Raw genomic sequence first — 16,694 nt, 5'->3', positions numbered from 1 at the left:
CCCGCAAGGCGGCCCGCAAGGGCGGTCACAGGATCAGCGACCAGACGCTGGTTGCCGCCGAGTGGGTCATTCTGGTCACATCGCTCGATCCAGACCAGTTCAGCACGCAGGACGTGCTGGCCCTCTATCGCCTGCGCTGGCGCATCGAACTGGCCTTCAAGCGCCTGAAAAGCCTGATCGGCCTCAAGTCACCGCCAGGAACAAGCGCCACCTCCGCCAGACCCTGGGTTCTGGCCCATCTCATCATGGCCTTGCTGCTCGAACCGCTCACCAGCGAGTTTGAGGTCTCTCCACACTTGAAAACGGCCGCCTGACAAGCCCAAGTCTCTGGCGGCGCGTCAAAAAGCTCGCCGCATGGCTGCGCAACACAATCAGTCCACAGCCAACACTCACCCAAATCAGGCACAACATCCACAAAATCGACCGCCATCTCCGTGAGCCTCCAAGAGCCAAGCGAAAATACCAGTCAATCAAATGCATAAGTTAGCGCGTATGGGCCTTGTGCCGGGACCTGGCAGGGACGCAACGCCCGACCAGACAGCCACACCGGCTTGAGGAACACTAACAGGTCCCGGCTCAAGGCCGGGACAGCGCGGTAGAAGTTTCGACAAGTGTGCCCCTGACGCCCACCACTAGGCCCGCGCGTCTTCCAGGATCATCTGCGCGCCCTTCTCGGCCACCATCATCACGGGGGCGTTGATGTTGCCGGAGGTGATGTTGGGAAACACCGACGCATCGACCACACGCAGGCCCGGCACGCCATGCACCCGGAGCCGGTGATCGACAACCGCGCTTGAGGGATCCGGTCCCATCGCCGCGGTGCCGCAGGGGTGGTAGATCGAGCCGCAATTGGTGCGGAAATGGTCGAGCAGCTCCTGGTCGCTCCGCGCCTCGACGGAAGGGCTCATCTCCGCCTCGGTGATGGCGGCAAGCGACGGGGCCTGCATCAGCCGGCGCACGAACTGGCTGCCCTCCACCGCCTCGCGGCAGTCCTCCTCCGTGGTCAGGTAATTGCCATGAATGACCGGCGTGAGGTCATCAAGCCCGCCATTGATGCGAAGATCCACCCGCCCCCGGCTGGTCGGCCGGCAGGAGTTGAAGGCGACGAGAAAGCCCGGATAGGGTTCCGGCGCCAGCCCCTTCTTCGGGTCTTCCGGAATGCGGTAGGACAGCGGATTGAAGTAGAGCTGCAGGTTTGGTCGCGGCGCATCCGGCCGCGATCGGAAGAACCCGCCCGCCTGATTGACGCTGCCGGCAAACGGCCCCTTGCGCGTCAGCGCCCAGCGCAGGGCGAGCGCCGCTTGGCCGAAGATCGACCCGAAGGACCCGTTCAGCGTCGGCACGCGGGAGCGGAAATAGAAGCTGGCGCAAAGGTGATCCTGCAGGTTGGCGCCCACCCCCGGAAGATCGCGGCGCGTGGGTAAGCCCAGCGCCTGGAGCCGGGCCGCCGCGCCAAGCCCCGAGCGCTGCAGCAGCACCGGTGTGGCAATGGCCCCCGTGGCCAGGATCACGTCGCGCCGCGCCAGGAGCAGCCGCTGTCCCGTTTCGTCCTGCCCTGTCCCCTCCGCGCGCACGACCAGTCCCCGCGCCCGTCCCTCGGCGTCGAGCACGACTTCCAGCGCGCGCGTCCTCGTAAACACGGCAAGGTTCTTCCGCCGCCGCGCCGGCTTCAGATACTCCACGCCGGAGGACGACCGCAGGCCCGCCCGGGTGTTCACGTCATAGATCCCCGCCCCTTCCAGGCTTGCGCCGTTGAAATCGGGCGTCGCCGGCAGCTGCAATTCGGCGCAGGCGGAAAGAAAGCGATCCGCGGTCGGATGGGTCTCCCCCCGCATCGGCGTCACATGGATCGGCCCGTCGCCGCCATGGAAGGGGCTTTCGCCCAACGCGTGGGTTTCCAGCTTGCGGAAATAGGGCAGCACATCCTCAAAGCCCCAACCGGGATTGCCGGCCGCGCGCCAGTCGTCGAAATCCTCGCGCGCGCCCCGCACGAAGATCATCGCGTTGATCGCCCCGGAACCACCCAGCACTTTGCCGCGCGGCACATAGACCTGCCGGTTGCCCAGCGACGGCTCGCGCTCGCTGCGGTACATCCAGTTGACGGCCGGATTGTAGTAGCTCTTGGCATAGCCGACCGGGATCTTCAGCCAGAACGAGCGGTCCTCGCCGCCCGCCTCTACCAGCGCCACCGTGTAGCGCCCGCATTCGCTCAGCCGCGCCGCCAGGATCGCCCCGGCGGAGCCTGCCCCGGCGATGACAAAGTCGAACTCCTCCCGGCCGTGAGCGGCCAGGTCAGCGCGGGATGTCTCGGTCATGGTCGGTCTCAGCCCTTGGCGGGAGCGAACTGTTTCACGTCCGCCGGTGTGTCGCCCATCTCTAGGTGCAGCCGTGTGCCCGTGTAGGGCGTGTGGCGTGCAATCACCTCCCGGTTCAGCTCGATGCCGAGGCCCGGCTCGCGGCTGGGGATGAGATAGCCATCCTCCAGCGTGAGCTTGGTCTTCAGCACCTCGGCATGGAACCCGGAGAAATCGAGGATCGCCTCGTGGATCAGGAAATTCGGCAGGGTCGCAGCCAGCTGGATCGAGGCCGCCGCCCCGACCGAGCCGTTGTAGAGATGCGGCGCGACCTCGGCATACTGCGCCTCAGCCATGCCGGCGATCTTCTTGGCCTCCAGCAGGCCACCCACCCGGGCAACGTTCATCTGCAGGATCGAGGCCGCCTTCAGCTCCAGCACCCGCTGGAACTCGTATTTGGTGGTCAGCCGCTCGCCCGTCGCAACCGGAATGGAGGTCGCCCGCGCCACCTCGGCCATGGCCGCTTCCTGTCCCGGCGGCACCGGCTCCTCGAACCACAGCGGATCAAAGCGCTCAAGCCGCTTGGCAAGCCGGATCGCCGAGGACGGCACCATCTGGCCATGGGTGCCGAACAAAAGATCAGCCGAGGCGCCAACCGCCTCGCGCACCTTGGCGCAGAAGGTCTCGCAGCGCTCCATCCCCCCCAGCGACAGGTGATGACCGGAATAGGAGGTATAGGGCCCGGCCGGATCGAACTTCACGCCCGTGAAGCCCTGCCGCACCATCTCGGCCGCGCAGTCCGCCGCCAGATCCGGGTCGTTGTAGTCGTATTCGCCGGCTGCATTCTTCGGATAGAGATAGGTATAGGCGCGCAGCCGCTCATGCACCTGGCCACCCAGGAGATCCATCACCGGCCGGTCGGCGGCCTTGCCGATGATGTCCCAGCAGGCAATCTCCAGCCCCGAGACGATGCCCATCATCGTCGGATCGGGGCGCTGGGTGAAGCCGCTGGAATAGGCCGAGCGCCAGAAACGCTCGATCCGATGCGGATCATGCCCTTCCAGATGCCGGACAAACACGTCCTCGATCACCGGCACCAGGGCACTCGGATGGAAGGCCGTCGCATAGATCTCGCCCACGCCTTCGATCCCGCAGGCAGTCTTCAGCGTCACGAAGATCCAGTACATCCCACCCAGATGCGGCGGAGGCACGGCGACGACATCGGTGGTGAGCGAAACGAGCTTCATGAGCGCACCTGGCTTGTGGGAGCGTGAGAACAAATTAAGAACATGTCAGGGCGCCAGCACCACGAGCCGGGTCTGCGTGAACTCCAGCAGCCCGTGCTTGCCGTCGTCTCCGCCAAGGCCTGAGCGCTTCCAGCCGGCGTGGTAGCCCTGGTAGGGATCGGCCGGGAAGCGGTTCACGTAGAGCTCGCCCGCCTCCATGCTGTTGGCGATCTGCATCACCTTGCGGTGGTCATTGCTGAAGAGCACCGAGCTCAGGCCGAACTGGTGATCATTCGCCAGCCGCAGGGCCTCGTCGAGGTCGCTGACCCACACCACCGCCAGCACCGGACCGAACACCTCTTCCCGGATGATCTCCATTTCCTGCCGGCAGCCGGTCAGCAGCGTCGGCGGATAGAACCACCCCGGCCCTTCCGGCATCACGCCGCCGGCCGCAAGCGTTGCCCCCTCGGCCACCGCCCGCTCGACCATGGCGTGGATCTCGGCCCGGGCCTTTTCGGTGGCCACAGGCCCCATTGCGTCCGGCTCTTGCGCCCGGTCGGCGAAGCGCCGCACGCGGAAAGCCTCCGTCAGCGCCGCGACCAGCGCGTCATGCAGCCCCTCGACCACATAGACGCGGGCGGCTGCCGTGCAGACCTGACCGCAATGGTTGGTCTTGTTGGTCACCAGCCGGCGGGCGACATCGGCCACATCCGCGTCCGGCCCGACGAGCACCGGCGTCTTGCCGCCCAGCTCCAGCGAGGTCTTGGCGATGTTGGCCTTGGCATAGTCCATCACCGCCCGCCCGGCCGAGACGCTGCCTGTCAGCGTGATCATGCCGACCGCCTCGGCCTGCGACAGCCGCCCGGCCCCGGCATGGTCCATGGTCAGGATGTTGATCACCCCGTCCGGCAGTCCGGCCGCCTGAATGGCCTCGCTCAGCGCCAGGCCCGACAGCGGCGTCGTGTTCGACGGGCGCACCACCACGCTGTTGCCGGCCATCAGCGCCGGTGTCACCTTGCGCAGCAGCGTGTAGATCGGAAAGTTGAACGGGATCAGGCAGACCACGACGCCGATGGGCGCCCGCATCAGCAAGAGCGTCTCGCCGGGCGTGTCGGAGGGGATGATCTCGCCCTCGATGCGCCGCGCCCATTCGCTGTGATAGCGGGTGATCTCGGCGCCATAGACGGCCTCGCCCGTGGCATCGCTGAGGCTCTTGCCGGTCTCGGCCGCCAGCACAGCGCCGATCGTCTTCGCCCGCGCCTCGATCTCGGCCGCCAGACGGCGCAGCGCCGCCCCCCGGTCACAGGCCGCAAGCCCCGCCCATCCCGGCTGCGCGGCCTTGGCCGCCGCGACTGCAGCGTCGATCTCGTCCGCCTCCGCCAGCGCCACCGTACCGATGACGGCACCGGTTGCCGGCGACAGCACGGGCTGGCTGCGGCTGCCTGCCGGCTTCACGCTTTTTCCGCCAATGAAGAACGCGCCAACCGTCATCTGCCTCGCCTCATGCCTTTGGGTCCGGATCTTCAGATCCCTCGCCGGAAGCGCTGGCCCTGCAGCACTCCCACCCTGATAGCTAGAAGCGGCTGCAGCAGAACTGCAAATGCCGGTTGGTCATGGACGCATGCGGAAAACTGATGCTTCGGTTGTGGCCTCAGGCGGGCGGCGTTTCGACGGCGCATTGCCCTGTCAGCCAGTCGCAGAAGGCGAGCAGCATCTTCGCCGGCTTCTTTTCCTGCCGCGTGACCAGCCAGTAGGATTCGTGCCCGTCCACCTCGACATCGAGCAGTTGCACAAGCCGTCCGTCCGCAAGTTCCCGGTCCACCATGTGCCGGTCAGCGACCGCAACGCCGAGGCCGCAGACCGCCGCTTCGATGGCCGTATCCAGCAGGTCAAACTCCAGCCCGCCACTGATGTCCATCTCCTCAAGCCCGGCCGCGCTCAGCCAATGCCGCCAGGTCAGATAGCGCCGGTCGGAACTGGCCAGCACATGCAGGAACGTGAAACGGCTGAGGTCCATCGCCTCGTCTCGGCTGAGGCCGGCAATCAAGGACGGCGCGCAGACAGCGATGTGGCGCTCGGTCATCAGATGCACCGCATTGAAGGCCGGCCACTCGCCGTCGCCGAAGCGGATGGCACAGTCCAGAAGGCTGCTCTCCGCCAGCGAATCGGACAGGTCCGTCGTCAGGCTGATGTCGATGTCCGGGCAGGTGCGGCGCAGGTCCTTGAGCCTTGGCACCAGCCAGCGCTTGCTCCAGGTCGGCGGCGCATTGACACGCATCCGCCGGGCGTTGCTTTCCTCCTCGATGCCCCTGAGCGCCAGCTCCACCTCGTGAAACGCGCGTCCAAGTGCATTGAGCAGGGTTTGCCCGGCCGGCGTAAGATCAAGCCGATGATGATGGCGGATCAGCAACGGCTCGCCGAGTTGGTCTTCCAGGATCTTCACCTGTCGGCTGACGGCACTCTGGGTCAGGTTGAGCCGCTCGGCCGCGCGGGTGAAGCTGCCTGTCAGGCCAACAGTCTCGAACACGCGCATGGCGGCCAGGCTTGGCATTCGGCGCATCATATCCCCCAGAAGCACAGGTTTCCGGCCCTCGCGGCCGGGCGCATCATGCCAGCAGCCGGGCGCAATGCAGCATGCGTTTTCCTGATGCTTGCATCTAAAATCACCATTTGTCAGTGCGCCTCCCGTTTTTCCATGATGCCATCAACAGCCCGGCAGAGCTGGCGCCGGGACGGGAGGAACGACGTGGATTACATCAGGTTTGGCGCCACGGGGCTGAAGACCTCGCGGCTGTGCATGGGCACCATGGGCATTGGATCGTCGGCCTGGAAGGGCTGGGTGCTGGATGCGGACAAGTCGGTCCCGATCCTGAAGGCCGCGCTCGATGCCGGTATCAATTTCTACGACATGGCGGACTGGTACTCGACCGGCGTGAACGAGGAAGTCGTCGCCGGCACGCTGACCAGGCTCACCCATCGCGACAATCTGGTGCTGGCCACCAAGGCCTTCTATCCGATGAGCGCGGATGCCAACGACCGGGGCCTGTCGCGCAAGCACCTGTTCCGCTCCATCGATCGCTCACTCCAGCGCATGGGCACGGATTACGTCGATCTCTACATCGTCCATGCCTTCGATCCGCACACGCCGATCGAGGAAACCATGTGCGCGCTCAACGACATCGTGCGCTCCGGCAAGGCCCGCTACATCGGCGCCTCGACCATGTACGCATGGCAGTTTGCCAAGATGAACGCCGTTGCCGACAAGAACGGCTGGGCGCGCTTCGTCAACATGCAGTGCCAGTATTCACTGCTCTACCGCGAAGAAGAGCGCGAAATGATGCCCTATTGCCAGTCCGAGGGCATCGCGGTCACCACCTTCTCGCCGCTGGCCCGCGGCTATCTCGTCGGCGGTGGCTCGGCGGCCCGTAAGGAATATGATCCGTTCCTTGATTTCTTTGGCGATGAAATCGACCGGGAGATCGCCGCCCGCCTGTGCATGGTCGCAGCAGAGCGCGCCTTGCCACCCTCGCAGATCGCGCAGGCCTGGGTCCTGTCGACAGGCAATTCCACGGTGCCAATCTTTGGTGCCGATCACCCGGATCAGGTTGCCGATGCCATTGCCGCGCTTGCAGTCGAGCTCACGGAACACGAACGCCAGTTTCTGGAAGAGCCCTATCGCCCGCGCGACATGATCAACGACTACAACCCGCAGCGCCGACCCCGTGCCCTGTCGACGCCTCCTGCGTCCCCCAACATCGCGCTCGTTTCCGGTTGAACCGGCCCGCGCGGCAAGATCCCAGTGAAGGACGCAAGTCATGCTCTACATCGGTGAAGGCTTCGAGGGCGCCGGCCCCAACGCCGCCCATATCAATCTCTACATCGGTCCCAAGGCCGGCCCGATTTCGGGCGCCCTGGCAACCGCTGCGGCCAGCCCCGGCCCCGGCCACCTGCCGTTCCAGACCATCCTCAAGCCGAACCTGCCGGTGAAACCGGTGACCCTGTTCATCGCCAAGGCGGTGCTTGTGCCCGGCACCCATGAGACCATGACCTGGGGCCCGGCCCAGGCCGGCGTTGCCGCCGGCATGACGCGGGCGCTTCTCGACGGCGTCTTGCCGGCGGAAGCAGAGGATGACTGGCTGGCGATTGCCGCCGTGTGGGTCAATCCCTCGGCCCATGATGCGGACGCTGTCTTTGCCAACAACAATGAGGCACTCTACATGGCCGCGAAACGGGCGCTCACGCCTGGCTGGCCGAGCCGCGAGGCTCTGGCCGAAGGTCTGAGAACCGTTTCCAATCCGTTCTACACGCCTGGAGCCCGTTGATGGACAGCCTCGCCCGCGATCTTCCCCTTCTCACCGACCTCGCCTTCATCGGCGGCCAGTTCCGCCCGGCGGCGGATGGTGCCCGCTTCGACGTGCGCAATCCCGCCACGGGCGCCGTGATTGCGCAAGTGGCCGACTGCGGGGCGAGCGATGCGGAGGTGGCCATCGTCGCGGCCGAGGCAGCGTTCCAGTCCTGGCGCAAGGTTACGGCAGCAGAGCGCGGCAAGGTGCTGCGCCGCTGGGGCGAGCTGATGCTCGCGCATCAGGACGAACTTGCCCTGCTGCTGACCCGCGAACAGGGCAAGCCGCTCAGCGAGGCCCGCGGCGAGGTCGCTTACGCGGCCAGCTTCCTCACCTGGTTTGCCGAAGAGGCCCGCCGCGCCTATGGCGAGGTGGTGCCCTCGCACCGGGCGGACGCGGAGATCGTCGTGCTGAAGGAGCCGGTCGGCGTGGTGGCAGCCATCACGCCCTGGAACTTCCCCTATGCCATGATCACCCGCAAGGTCGGGCCGGCGCTCGCCGCCGGCTGCTCGATCATCATCAAGCCGGCCGAGGACACGCCGCTCTCTGCCCTCGCGCTGGCCAAGCTCGGCGTTGAGGCTGGCGTGCCGGCCGGTGTCGTCAACGTCTTGCCGACGCTGAAGGCGCCGCAGGCCGTCGGCCCGCTGATGGCCAGCCCCGTGGTGCGCAAGCTGTCCTTCACCGGCTCCACCGCCACCGGCAAGCTGCTGATGCGCCAGAGCGCCGACACCGTGAAGCGGATCAGCCTGGAACTCGGCGGCAATGCCCCGCTGATCGTCTTTGCCGATGCCGACATTGACGTGGCCGTACGTGGTACGATCGCGTCCAAGTTCCGCAACACCGGCCAGACCTGCGTCTGCGCCAACCGCATCCTGGTCGAGGACGCCATCTACGACCGCTACGCCGAGGCGCTGGCCAAGGCAGTTGCCGCCATGAAGGTGGGCAACGGCGAGGAAGACGGCGTCGCCCAGGGTCCGCTCATCAACGCCGGCGGCTATGCCAAGGTGGCCCGCCATGTGGAAGACGCTCTTGCCAAGGGCGGCGAGGCGATTACAGGCGGCAAGCCGCATGACAAGGGGGGCCTGTTCTTCGAGCCGACCGTACTGACTGGGGCGACGATAGATTGGGCGCTGGCCAGCGAGGAGACCTTCGGCCCGGTCGCCGGCCTGTTCCGGTTCCACAGCGAGGACGAGGCGATCAAGCTGGCCAATGCAAGCGAAGCAGGGCTTTCCGCCTATTTCTTTACAAATGACCTGAAGCGCGCCTGGCGCGTGGCCCGCGCGCTGGAGGCCGGCATGGTCGGCATCAACGAAGGCGTGATCTCGACCGAGGTCGCCCCCTTCGGCGGTGTCAAGCAGTCGGGTCTCGGCCGTGAAGGCTCGCGTCACGGCCTCGAGGAGTATCTGGAGACCAAATACGTGCTCTTCGGCGGGCTGGCCGGCTGAAGCGCGAAACGACAGGGATAACGCAGTGTCTGTCGGGAAACGGGCACTGCGGTTTCGGCGCCAGACGCCGGGACATCCGGATGGAGGATCCGGAAACGCGGGAGCGTGGGTGCAGTTGACATAATTCTCGGCTAAGGAATTGCCGAGGCAACTGATGCCCCGTGACCGCCGACGCATCGCGCCATGTGGACGATGCCGACTGGGAGGAAAACGAATGACGAACAAGACCAAGATCGAAACCACGTCCGGCAAGCCGGCCCACCCTGAGGTCGAGAGCCTCTGTGAAAAGCTGACTGCTGGCCGGATCGACCGCCGCAGCTTCCTGCGCTCCATGACCTGGCTCGGCGTCACCGCCGCTTCGGCTTCGGCCTTCGCCGGCTTCATTCCGGCCCCGGCCCGCGCCGAGACCCCGGTTGCCGGCGGCAAGCTGCGTTTCGGTTGCGCCATCCAGGAAATCACCGACCCGGCTCTGACCAGCTGGATCGAGGCGTCCAACCTCTACCGCAACAGCCTCGAGTACCTGACCTACGTCGATGCCGACAACATCGTGCATCCGTATCTGGCCAAGAGCTGGACCCCGTCGGCCGATCTCACCGTCTGGGACTTCGAGCTGGACGAGCGTGCCAAGTGGTCGAATGGCGATGCCTTCACGCCGGAAGACGTAATCGCCAACATCCAGCGCTGGACGTCACCGGACAGCAAGTCCTCCAACAAGACCGCCTTCGAGGCGATCAAGCTGGTTGAAAAGACCGGCCCGCACTCGGTCCGCTTCACCCTGTCGCGCGCCGTCGCCTCGCTGCCGGAGCAGCTCTATTCCTACACCTGCGCCATCGTGCACCGCGACTTCGACACGTCCGGCGCCAACTGGCCGGCCAACCCGATCGGCACCGGTCCGTTCAAGCTGGTTTCCTTCGAGGTCGGACGTCAAGCGACCTTTGCCAAGCGTGCCGACTACTGGGGCACGCCGGCGCATCTGGACGAGATCCAGTACATTGATCTGGGCACCGACATCGCCACCCATCTGGCGGCGCTGGCCAGCAACCAGGTTGACCTCATCTACCGCGCGACCATCGCCGAATATGACCTGATGAAGTCGCTGCCGAACATCCAGATCCTGACCGGCAGCGCCGCGCACACGCTGGTCATGCGCATGCAGGTCGACGCCAAGCCCTTCGACGACATCCGCGTCCGCCAGGCCGTGCAACTGGCCGCCGACAACAAGCAGATGCTGGACGTCGTCTATCGCGGCGAAGGCCAGCTCGGCGGCAACTACCACGTCTCGCCGATCCAGCCGGACCACTTCCCGCTCGAGCCCGTTGCCCGTGACGTTGCCAAGGCCAAGGCCCTTTTGGCCGAAGCCGGTTATCCCGAAGGCATCGACATCGAGCTGACCCTCGGCAACACGCAGGGCCGCTGGGAGCAGGACACCGCCCAGGTGCTGCAGCAGAACCTTGCTGAGGCCGGCATCCGCCTGAAGCTCAACGTGCTGCCCGCCGCCCAGTACTGGCCGGTGTGGGACAAGGTGCCCTTTGGTGCCACCTACTGGGCGCACCGTCCGCTCGGCTCCATGACCCTGGACCTTGCCTACCGCTCGGGCGCGGCCTGGAACGAGAGCAACTTTGCCGATCCGGCCTTCGACGCCGCTCTCGACAAGGCCATGGGCACCGTCGATCCGGAGGCCCGCAAGGCCGCCATGCAGACGGCCCAGACCATCCTGCGCGATCAGGCGGTCATGGTTCAGGCCTATTGGCCGGCCCGCTTCAGCGCCGCCGGCCAGAACGTGCGCGGCTTTGTGCTGCATCCGGCGGACTATTTCCGCATGGACGGCGTCTGGCTCGCCATGGCCTGATCTGCCGCATCGGTTCCCCTCCCCCAAATTGTGGGGAGGGGCTACCGGCTGGTCGACCCTGTACACGCGCGTGCTGGGACAAAACTTGCGCCCCTGCAGGGCTGCCAATAGCCTGATATTTCCGACTGACAGTTCACCGCACGCGGCTTGCCCCGCGCGCAACGGAGATCCCATGCCCCTGATCCTGTTCATCCTGCGCAAGGCCGGCCAGGCGCTGGCGACCATGCTGGCGGTCTCCCTGCTCGTCTTCCTCGCCCTCGAGGTCAATGTGGATGACGTCGCGGTGAAGGTGCTCGGCCAGTTCTCTACCGCCGAGCAACGCGCGGCCTGGCTCGAGGCCAATGGCTACAACGCGCCCTTTTTCTGGCGCTATCTGGAATGGCTCGGCGGCTTCCTCACTGGCGACTGGGGCATATCGACCTATTACCGCGCGCCGATCACCGAGCTGATCCCCGACCGGCTTGCCGCCACCGCCTGGCTGGCGCTGGGAGCCCTCTCGCTGATCGTGCCCTTCGGCCTCGGCCTCGGCGTCCTCGCCGGCATGCGCCCTGGCTCGTTGACAGACCGTGTTGTCTCCATCCTGTCCGTTGTCACGACTTCGATCCCGGACTTCGCCAGCGCGGTGTTCCTGTCGCTCGTCTTCGTCTTCTGGCTGGGTCTCCTGCCCGGCGCCAGCACCATGATCGGCGGCTTCTCGCTGAAGGAACTGGTGCTGCCGGTGCTGGTGCTGGCGCTCTATTCCACCGGCTATCTCGCCCGCATCACCCGCGCCTCGATGGCCGAGGTGATGGCGACGCCCTACATCCGCACGGCGCGGCTGAAGGGGGCGAGCCTGCCGCGCATTGTCTTCCGCCATGCGCTGCGCAACGCGCTGATCACTCCGATCACTGTCATCCTGCTGCAGGTGCCCTGGCTCCTGTCCGGGGTGATCGTGGTCGAGGTGTTCTATGCCTACAAGGGCTTCGGGACTTTGCTCTACGAGGCCGCAATCAACTCGGACATCTACCTGATCGAGGCCTGCGCGATGGTCTCCGTGCTGGTGGTCGTTGCCACCCAGATCCTGTCGGACCTCGCCTACGGGCTCCTCAATCCGCGCGTCAACCTGCTGGGCGCGCCCAAGCCTGCCAAGGGAGACGCCGCATGATCCGTCTCGTTCGCCCCTATCTCACCCATCCGCTGGTGGCGGTCGGCGGCGCCGTTACCCTCACCTGGCTGGTGCTGGCGCTGTTCGCCCCGCTGCTCGCGCCTTTTGATCCGCTGAAGACGATCCTGCCACTCGCCAAGCCGCTGACGCCGGCCCCCGGCGGCGGAACGCTCTGGCTCGGCACCGACATGCTTGGACGCGATATCCTGTCGCGTTTGATCTACGGCGCCCGGACGGTGGTGCTCTATTCGACACTGGCCACGGTTTCCGCCTATGCGGTCGGCATCGCGCTCGGCCTGTCGGCCGGCTACCTGCGCGGCCGCGTTGACGCCACCCTGTCGTTCCTCGCCAATGTGGTGCTCTCCTTCCCCGTGCTGGTGCTCTACATCGTCATCATCGTGGTGATCGGTGCCTCGCCGCTGAACATCATCCTGGCGGTAGTCTTCTCCAGCGCGCCGGCCATCTTCCGGATCGTGCGCGCGCTCACCATCGACATCGCCACCCGCGATTTCGTCCAGGTCGCCCGCACGCAAGGGGAAGGGTCGCTGCGCATCATGCTGGTCGACATCCTGCCCAATGCCACCGGGCCGCTTGCCGTCGATTTCTGCCTGCGCCTCGGCTACACCGCCATCACCATCGGCACGCTCGGCTTCCTCGGCCTCGGCCTGCCACCCCCGACGCCGGACTGGGGCACCATGGTCAATGAGGGCAAGGCATTGGCCATCGCCTTCCCCCATCTCGTGGTCTTCCCCTGCATTGCCATTTCCTCGCTGATGCTGGGCCTCAGCTTTCTGGCTGACGGCCTCAAGGAACTCTCCGAAGCCAAGGGGCGCGGCGCATGACGACACAGACCTCCCCCTCTGCTCTGCCGATCCTGACCGTCGACGGACTCACAATCGCCCTGCCACGCGGTGCCGACCGCCGTCACGCAGTGAAGGGCGCGAGCCTCGAGCTGTACCCGCGTGAGATCCTCTGCGTCGTCGGCGAAAGCGGTTCGGGCAAGTCGGTGCTGTCGGCTGCGCTCATGGGCGCCGTACCGAAGGGCCTGACCATCGAAAGCGGCCGCATCCTGCTCGGCGATCAGGATCTCGCCCGACGCAATGAACGCGCCTTGCGACGGATTCGCGGCCGCGACATCGCCATGATCTTCCAGGAACCCATGGCTTCGCTCAACCCAGCCCTCACCGTGGCCGAGCAGGTCGAGGAAATGTTCATCCTGCACACCGATCTGCACGCCGCCGAGCGCAAGGCCCGCACCCGCGCGCTTGTCGAGGCCATGCATCTGCCCGACCCGGATCGGATCCTCGCCTCCTACCCCCACGAACTTTCCGGCGGCCAGTGCCAGCGCGTCGTCATCGCCATGGCGCTCGCCCTTGATCCGAAGGTGCTCATCGCCGACGAGCCGACCACGGCGCTCGATGTCACCACCCAGGCGCAGGTGCTGAAGCTGATCCGCGAGCTGAAGGACAGTCACGGCCACGGCATTCTTTTCATTACACATGATTTTGGCGTCGTTTCCGACATTGCCGACCGGATTGCCGTCATGCGCGGCGGCGAGATCGTCGAGATCGGTGATGCAGAGCAAGTCCTGAAGCAGCCCGCGCACGAGTATACCCGCGCGCTGATCGCCGCCGTTCCCAGCCTGACGCCGCGAGCCCCGCGCGCCGCCCGCGCAGCCGAGCCGGTGATGGAGATCAACAAACTCGAACACCACTACGGCCGCACGAAAGCCCTCAGCGACATTTCCCTCACCCTGCGCCGGGGCGAAGTCGTGTCCATCGTCGGCGAAAGCGGCTCGGGCAAGTCGACACTCGCCAAGGCCGCGATCCGTCTCATCGACCCGACCGGCGGCGCCATTGCCGTCACCGGCACGCCCTTCCTCGCGCTGAAAGGCGGCGCCCTGCGCCAGAAGCGGCGCCTGATCCAGATGGTGTTCCAGGACCCGGTCGGCTCGCTCAATCCAAGGCGGACCGTTGGCGAGATGATTTCCCGCGCGGCAATCCTGTCCGGCGCCAGCCGGGCTGAGGCGACGCGGCGCGCTGAGGATCTGCTTGAACTCGTTGGCCTGCAGAAGGCCGCCTATCACCGCCGCCCGGCCGCCTTTTCCGGTGGCCAGCGCCAGCGGGTCGGCATTGCCCGGGCGTTGGCTATGCACCCGGAGGTGCTGATTGCCGACGAAAGCGTGTCAGCGCTCGATGTCTCGGTGCAGGCCCAGGTGCTGGAGCTCCTGAAGTCGCTGCAGGAGAAGCTGAATCTCGGCATCCTGTTCATCACCCATGACCTGCGTGTCGCCGCCCAAATCAGCGACGAGATCGTCGTCATGCACAAGGGGCGCATCGTCGAGAAAGGCCCGGCCGAGGCTGTTCTGCTGGCACCGAAGGATGCCTACACCCGAAGCCTGCTTGACGCGGCTCCAGGGCGTGGAAGCATCTGACCCCTCGGACATCCCGCCTCGGGCGCAGCAGCAATCATATTCCGCACCACTGTCACTATTTGCAGGTTAAGTATAAGTCAGACGAAATTTACCTTGCGAGCTCAACACTCTGCGTATTTCCCGACTTAGTCCCTTGTGTTCCAACAAATATTCGCCCGCAGTACCTGCAATTAAATCTTGAGTAAGCATAACGCCTTATCTTTGGGCATAGACCTGTGATTGCAGGCCCTTGTTTTCAGAAGGTAGTGTCATGGCGCTGAAACACATTCCGATCGTCCAGAAAATGCTGGCCGTCCTGATCCTGATGGGCCTTTGCGCCACGGGGCTTGCCGCCGTTGCCTGGAGCGAGATCACCGGTCTGACCAGCAGCTTCACCGAGGTCGGCAAATCCGAGGAAGCGGCGCGTGAGGCGATGGACCTGCGCGTCGACATCATCGCCATCAGCCGCATGACCTACCAGCTGGCCCTCGCTCCGGAAAAAGCCGCCGACTTCCGCAGCGAAGCCGACCGCCGCGCCAAGGAAATGCTGGGCCGCCTGCCGATCCTCGAAAGGGTCGCAGATGCGCAGCAGCGCCAGCAGCTCACCGGCATCCGCTCAGCGCTCGACAGTTACTTCCGCTCCATCACCGCGATGGTAGACGTTGCTGCCAAGGATGCTGCCAATGCTGAAGCCATCAAGGCGGCTCTGGGCACCGCGCTGGACGGGCAGAAGTCCGTCACCGACGCCGTGAAGGTCTATTCCACCTACTCCGCCGAGATGATGGCCACCCAGCGTGAAACGGCCGCCACCACCGCACTCGGCGCCGTCACCACCATGCTGATGACGGCCGGTCTGGTGATCGTTCTCGGCCTTGCCCTTGGCCTTTATGTCAGCCAGGTCGGCGTTGCCGGCCCGATCCGCCGCATCGTCGGGACGCTCGAAGCCCTCGCCCATGGCAATTACAGTGCTGCCATCGAGGGCGGCGAGCGCCGCGACGAAGTTGGAGCACTGGCCCGCGCCGCGGCCATCTTCCGCGATGCCGGTCTTGAGAAGGACCGCCTGACGGCGGAACGCGAAGCCCAGAAGGCCGAGAACGAAGCCGTCCAGCGCCAGATGATGGCCCGGCTCGCCCAGGAGTTCGAGCAGGCTGTCGGCGGCATCATCCGTTCGGTGTCGGCTGCCGCCACCCGCCTGGATGCCTCCGCCCGCGTCATGTCCGGCAGCGCGCAGGAAACCTCGCAGCAGTCCACCACCGTCGCCGCCGCTTCGGAACAGGCCTCGGCCAACGTCCAGACCGTGGCAGCGGCCACCGAAGAACTCACCGCCTCGGTGCGCGAAATCGCCGGTCAGGTCGACCAGTCCAACCGCATGTCGGCCGTCGCCGTGAAGGATGCCGACGAGGCGGCCAGCAAGGTGCATGGCCTGTCCAACGCCGCCCAGAAGATCGGTGACATTGTCGAACTGATCAACGGCATCGCCAGCCAGACCAACCTTCTCGCCCTCAACGCCACCATCGAGGCCGCCCGTGCAGGCGAAGCCGGTCGCGGTTTTGCGGTCGTTGCCTCCGAAGTCAAACAGCTGGCCGAACAGACGGCCCGCGCGACGACGGAAATCGCGGCCCAGATCTCCTCGATCCAGGCCTCGACAACAGACTCCGCGTCCGCGATCAACGCCATCGCGGAATCGATCCGCAAGATGAACCAGATCAGCGCCGCAGTCGCCGCAGCCGTGGAGGAACAGGCCGCCGCAACGCAGGAGATCGCCCGGAACGTGCAACAAGCCTCGACCGGCACCGCCGAGGTGTCGCAAGCCATCACCACGGTCACCCGCGCCGCCGGCGAGGCCAGCGCCGTCTCCAACGAAGTGCTCGGCTTCTCCGGCGAACTCGCCAGCCAGTCGGAACGTCTCAACCAGGAACTGAACCGCTTCCTGTCGACCATCCGCGCCGCCTGACGCGACGCACTCTCAAAACAAAAGCG

The 16,694-nt window shown here is 65.8% G+C and carries 13 protein-coding genes; 9 read left to right on the top strand and 4 right to left on the bottom strand.

Annotated elements, in window-relative coordinates; genetic code table 11:
* The coding region (locus ACTIFE_RS19780; RefSeq protein ID WP_439530862.1) for a transposase at positions 1 to 314 on the top strand (314 nt) is incomplete at its 5' end.
* A gap of 318 nt (positions 315 to 632) precedes the next feature.
* Here the strand turns inward: ACTIFE_RS19780 and ACTIFE_RS19775 are convergent.
* The 4 genes from ACTIFE_RS19775 to ACTIFE_RS19760 all read right to left on the bottom strand — a co-directional run bounded on the left by ACTIFE_RS19775 (position 633) and on the right by ACTIFE_RS19760 (position 6,080).
* Positions 633 to 2,315 carry a GMC family oxidoreductase gene (locus ACTIFE_RS19775; protein ID WP_439530861.1) on the bottom strand — a complete coding sequence of 561 codons (1,683 nt, stop codon included), beginning with the start codon at positions 2,313 to 2,315 and terminating at the stop codon, positions 633 to 635.
* A gap of 8 nt (positions 2,316 to 2,323) precedes the next feature.
* Entirely contained in the window at positions 2,324 to 3,541 is a 1,218-nt protein-coding gene (locus tag ACTIFE_RS19770; protein WP_439530860.1) for a mandelate racemase/muconate lactonizing enzyme family protein, read from the bottom strand.
* 45 nt (positions 3,542 to 3,586) lie between these two features.
* A complete protein-coding gene (locus ACTIFE_RS19765) occupies positions 3,587 to 5,011 on the bottom strand; it encodes an aldehyde dehydrogenase family protein (protein ID WP_439530859.1) in 1,425 nt (474 codons plus the stop codon).
* Between the two features lie 160 nt (positions 5,012 to 5,171).
* Positions 5,172 to 6,080, bottom strand: a complete 909-nt coding sequence (locus tag ACTIFE_RS19760; RefSeq protein ID WP_439530858.1) for a LysR substrate-binding domain-containing protein — start codon at positions 6,078 to 6,080, stop codon at positions 5,172 to 5,174.
* Between the two features lie 186 nt (positions 6,081 to 6,266).
* Here ACTIFE_RS19760 and ACTIFE_RS19755 point away from each other — a divergent pair, with 186 nt between their 5' ends.
* The 8 genes from ACTIFE_RS19755 (at position 6,267) to ACTIFE_RS19720 (ending at position 16,668) form a co-directional block, all read left to right on the top strand.
* A complete protein-coding gene (locus tag ACTIFE_RS19755) occupies positions 6,267 to 7,295 on the top strand; it encodes an aldo/keto reductase (RefSeq protein WP_439530857.1) in 1,029 nt (342 codons plus the stop codon).
* Positions 7,296 to 7,335: 40 nt separating this feature from the next.
* On the top strand, positions 7,336 to 7,842 hold the full coding sequence (locus ACTIFE_RS19750) for a formaldehyde-activating enzyme (protein WP_439530856.1): 507 nt from the start codon (positions 7,336 to 7,338) through the stop codon (positions 7,840 to 7,842).
* Complete coding sequence (locus tag ACTIFE_RS19745; RefSeq protein WP_439530855.1) at positions 7,842 to 9,308, top strand: NAD-dependent succinate-semialdehyde dehydrogenase; 1,467 nt, start codon at positions 7,842 to 7,844, stop codon at positions 9,306 to 9,308. The genes ACTIFE_RS19750 and ACTIFE_RS19745 overlap by 1 nt, the downstream gene beginning before the upstream one ends.
* A 214-nt stretch (positions 9,309 to 9,522) precedes the next feature.
* The gene (locus tag ACTIFE_RS19740; protein ID WP_439530854.1) at positions 9,523 to 11,157 is read left to right on the top strand and encodes an ABC transporter substrate-binding protein; all 1,635 of its coding nucleotides are present in this window, start codon (positions 9,523 to 9,525) and stop codon (positions 11,155 to 11,157) included.
* A gap of 172 nt (positions 11,158 to 11,329) precedes the next feature.
* A complete protein-coding gene (locus ACTIFE_RS19735; RefSeq protein ID WP_439530853.1) occupies positions 11,330 to 12,301 on the top strand; it encodes an ABC transporter permease in 972 nt (323 codons plus the stop codon).
* Positions 12,298 to 13,143, top strand: coding sequence for an ABC transporter permease (locus ACTIFE_RS19730; protein WP_439530852.1), 846 nt, complete (start codon positions 12,298 to 12,300; stop codon positions 13,141 to 13,143). Before ACTIFE_RS19735 ends, ACTIFE_RS19730 begins: the two co-directional genes overlap by 4 nt.
* Positions 13,140 to 14,735: a dipeptide ABC transporter ATP-binding protein gene (locus ACTIFE_RS19725; RefSeq protein WP_439530851.1), complete on the top strand. Its 1,596-nt coding sequence runs from the start codon at positions 13,140 to 13,142 to the stop codon at positions 14,733 to 14,735. Before ACTIFE_RS19730 ends, ACTIFE_RS19725 begins: the two co-directional genes overlap by 4 nt.
* 250 nt (positions 14,736 to 14,985) lie before the next feature.
* Positions 14,986 to 16,668, top strand: a complete 1,683-nt coding sequence (locus ACTIFE_RS19720; protein ID WP_439530850.1) for a methyl-accepting chemotaxis protein — start codon at positions 14,986 to 14,988, stop codon at positions 16,666 to 16,668.
* Positions 16,669 to 16,694 lie beyond the last annotated feature (26 nt).

The organism is Pannonibacter sp. (assembly GCF_051860505.1).
GTDB lineage: Bacteria > Pseudomonadota > Alphaproteobacteria > Rhizobiales > Stappiaceae > Pannonibacter.
Note: the sequence above shows the minus strand (reverse complement) of the source record. Positions and strands in the feature narration are given on the sequence as shown.

Excerpts from the sequence above, each read along its gene's own strand:
- ACTIFE_RS19720 (WP_439530850.1), top strand. The coding sequence starts at position 14,986 with ATGGCGCTGAAACACATTCCGATCGTCCAGAAAATGCTGGCCGTCCTG.
- ACTIFE_RS19775 (WP_439530861.1), bottom strand. The coding sequence starts at position 2,315 with ATGACCGAGACATCCCGCGCTGACCTGGCCGCTCACGGCCGGGAGGAG.
- ACTIFE_RS19765 (WP_439530859.1), bottom strand. The coding sequence starts at position 5,011 with ATGACGGTTGGCGCGTTCTTCATTGGCGGAAAAAGCGTGAAGCCGGCA.
- ACTIFE_RS19770 (WP_439530860.1), bottom strand. The coding sequence starts at position 3,541 with ATGAAGCTCGTTTCGCTCACCACCGATGTCGTCGCCGTGCCTCCGCCG.
- ACTIFE_RS19725 (WP_439530851.1), top strand. The coding sequence starts at position 13,140 with ATGACGACACAGACCTCCCCCTCTGCTCTGCCGATCCTGACCGTCGAC.
- ACTIFE_RS19735 (WP_439530853.1), top strand. The coding sequence starts at position 11,330 with ATGCCCCTGATCCTGTTCATCCTGCGCAAGGCCGGCCAGGCGCTGGCG.
- ACTIFE_RS19745 (WP_439530855.1), top strand. The coding sequence starts at position 7,842 with ATGGACAGCCTCGCCCGCGATCTTCCCCTTCTCACCGACCTCGCCTTC.
- ACTIFE_RS19750 (WP_439530856.1), top strand. The coding sequence starts at position 7,336 with ATGCTCTACATCGGTGAAGGCTTCGAGGGCGCCGGCCCCAACGCCGCC.
- ACTIFE_RS19760 (WP_439530858.1), bottom strand. The coding sequence starts at position 6,080 with ATGCGCCGAATGCCAAGCCTGGCCGCCATGCGCGTGTTCGAGACTGTT.
- ACTIFE_RS19740 (WP_439530854.1), top strand. The coding sequence starts at position 9,523 with ATGACGAACAAGACCAAGATCGAAACCACGTCCGGCAAGCCGGCCCAC.
- ACTIFE_RS19730 (WP_439530852.1), top strand. The coding sequence starts at position 12,298 with ATGATCCGTCTCGTTCGCCCCTATCTCACCCATCCGCTGGTGGCGGTC.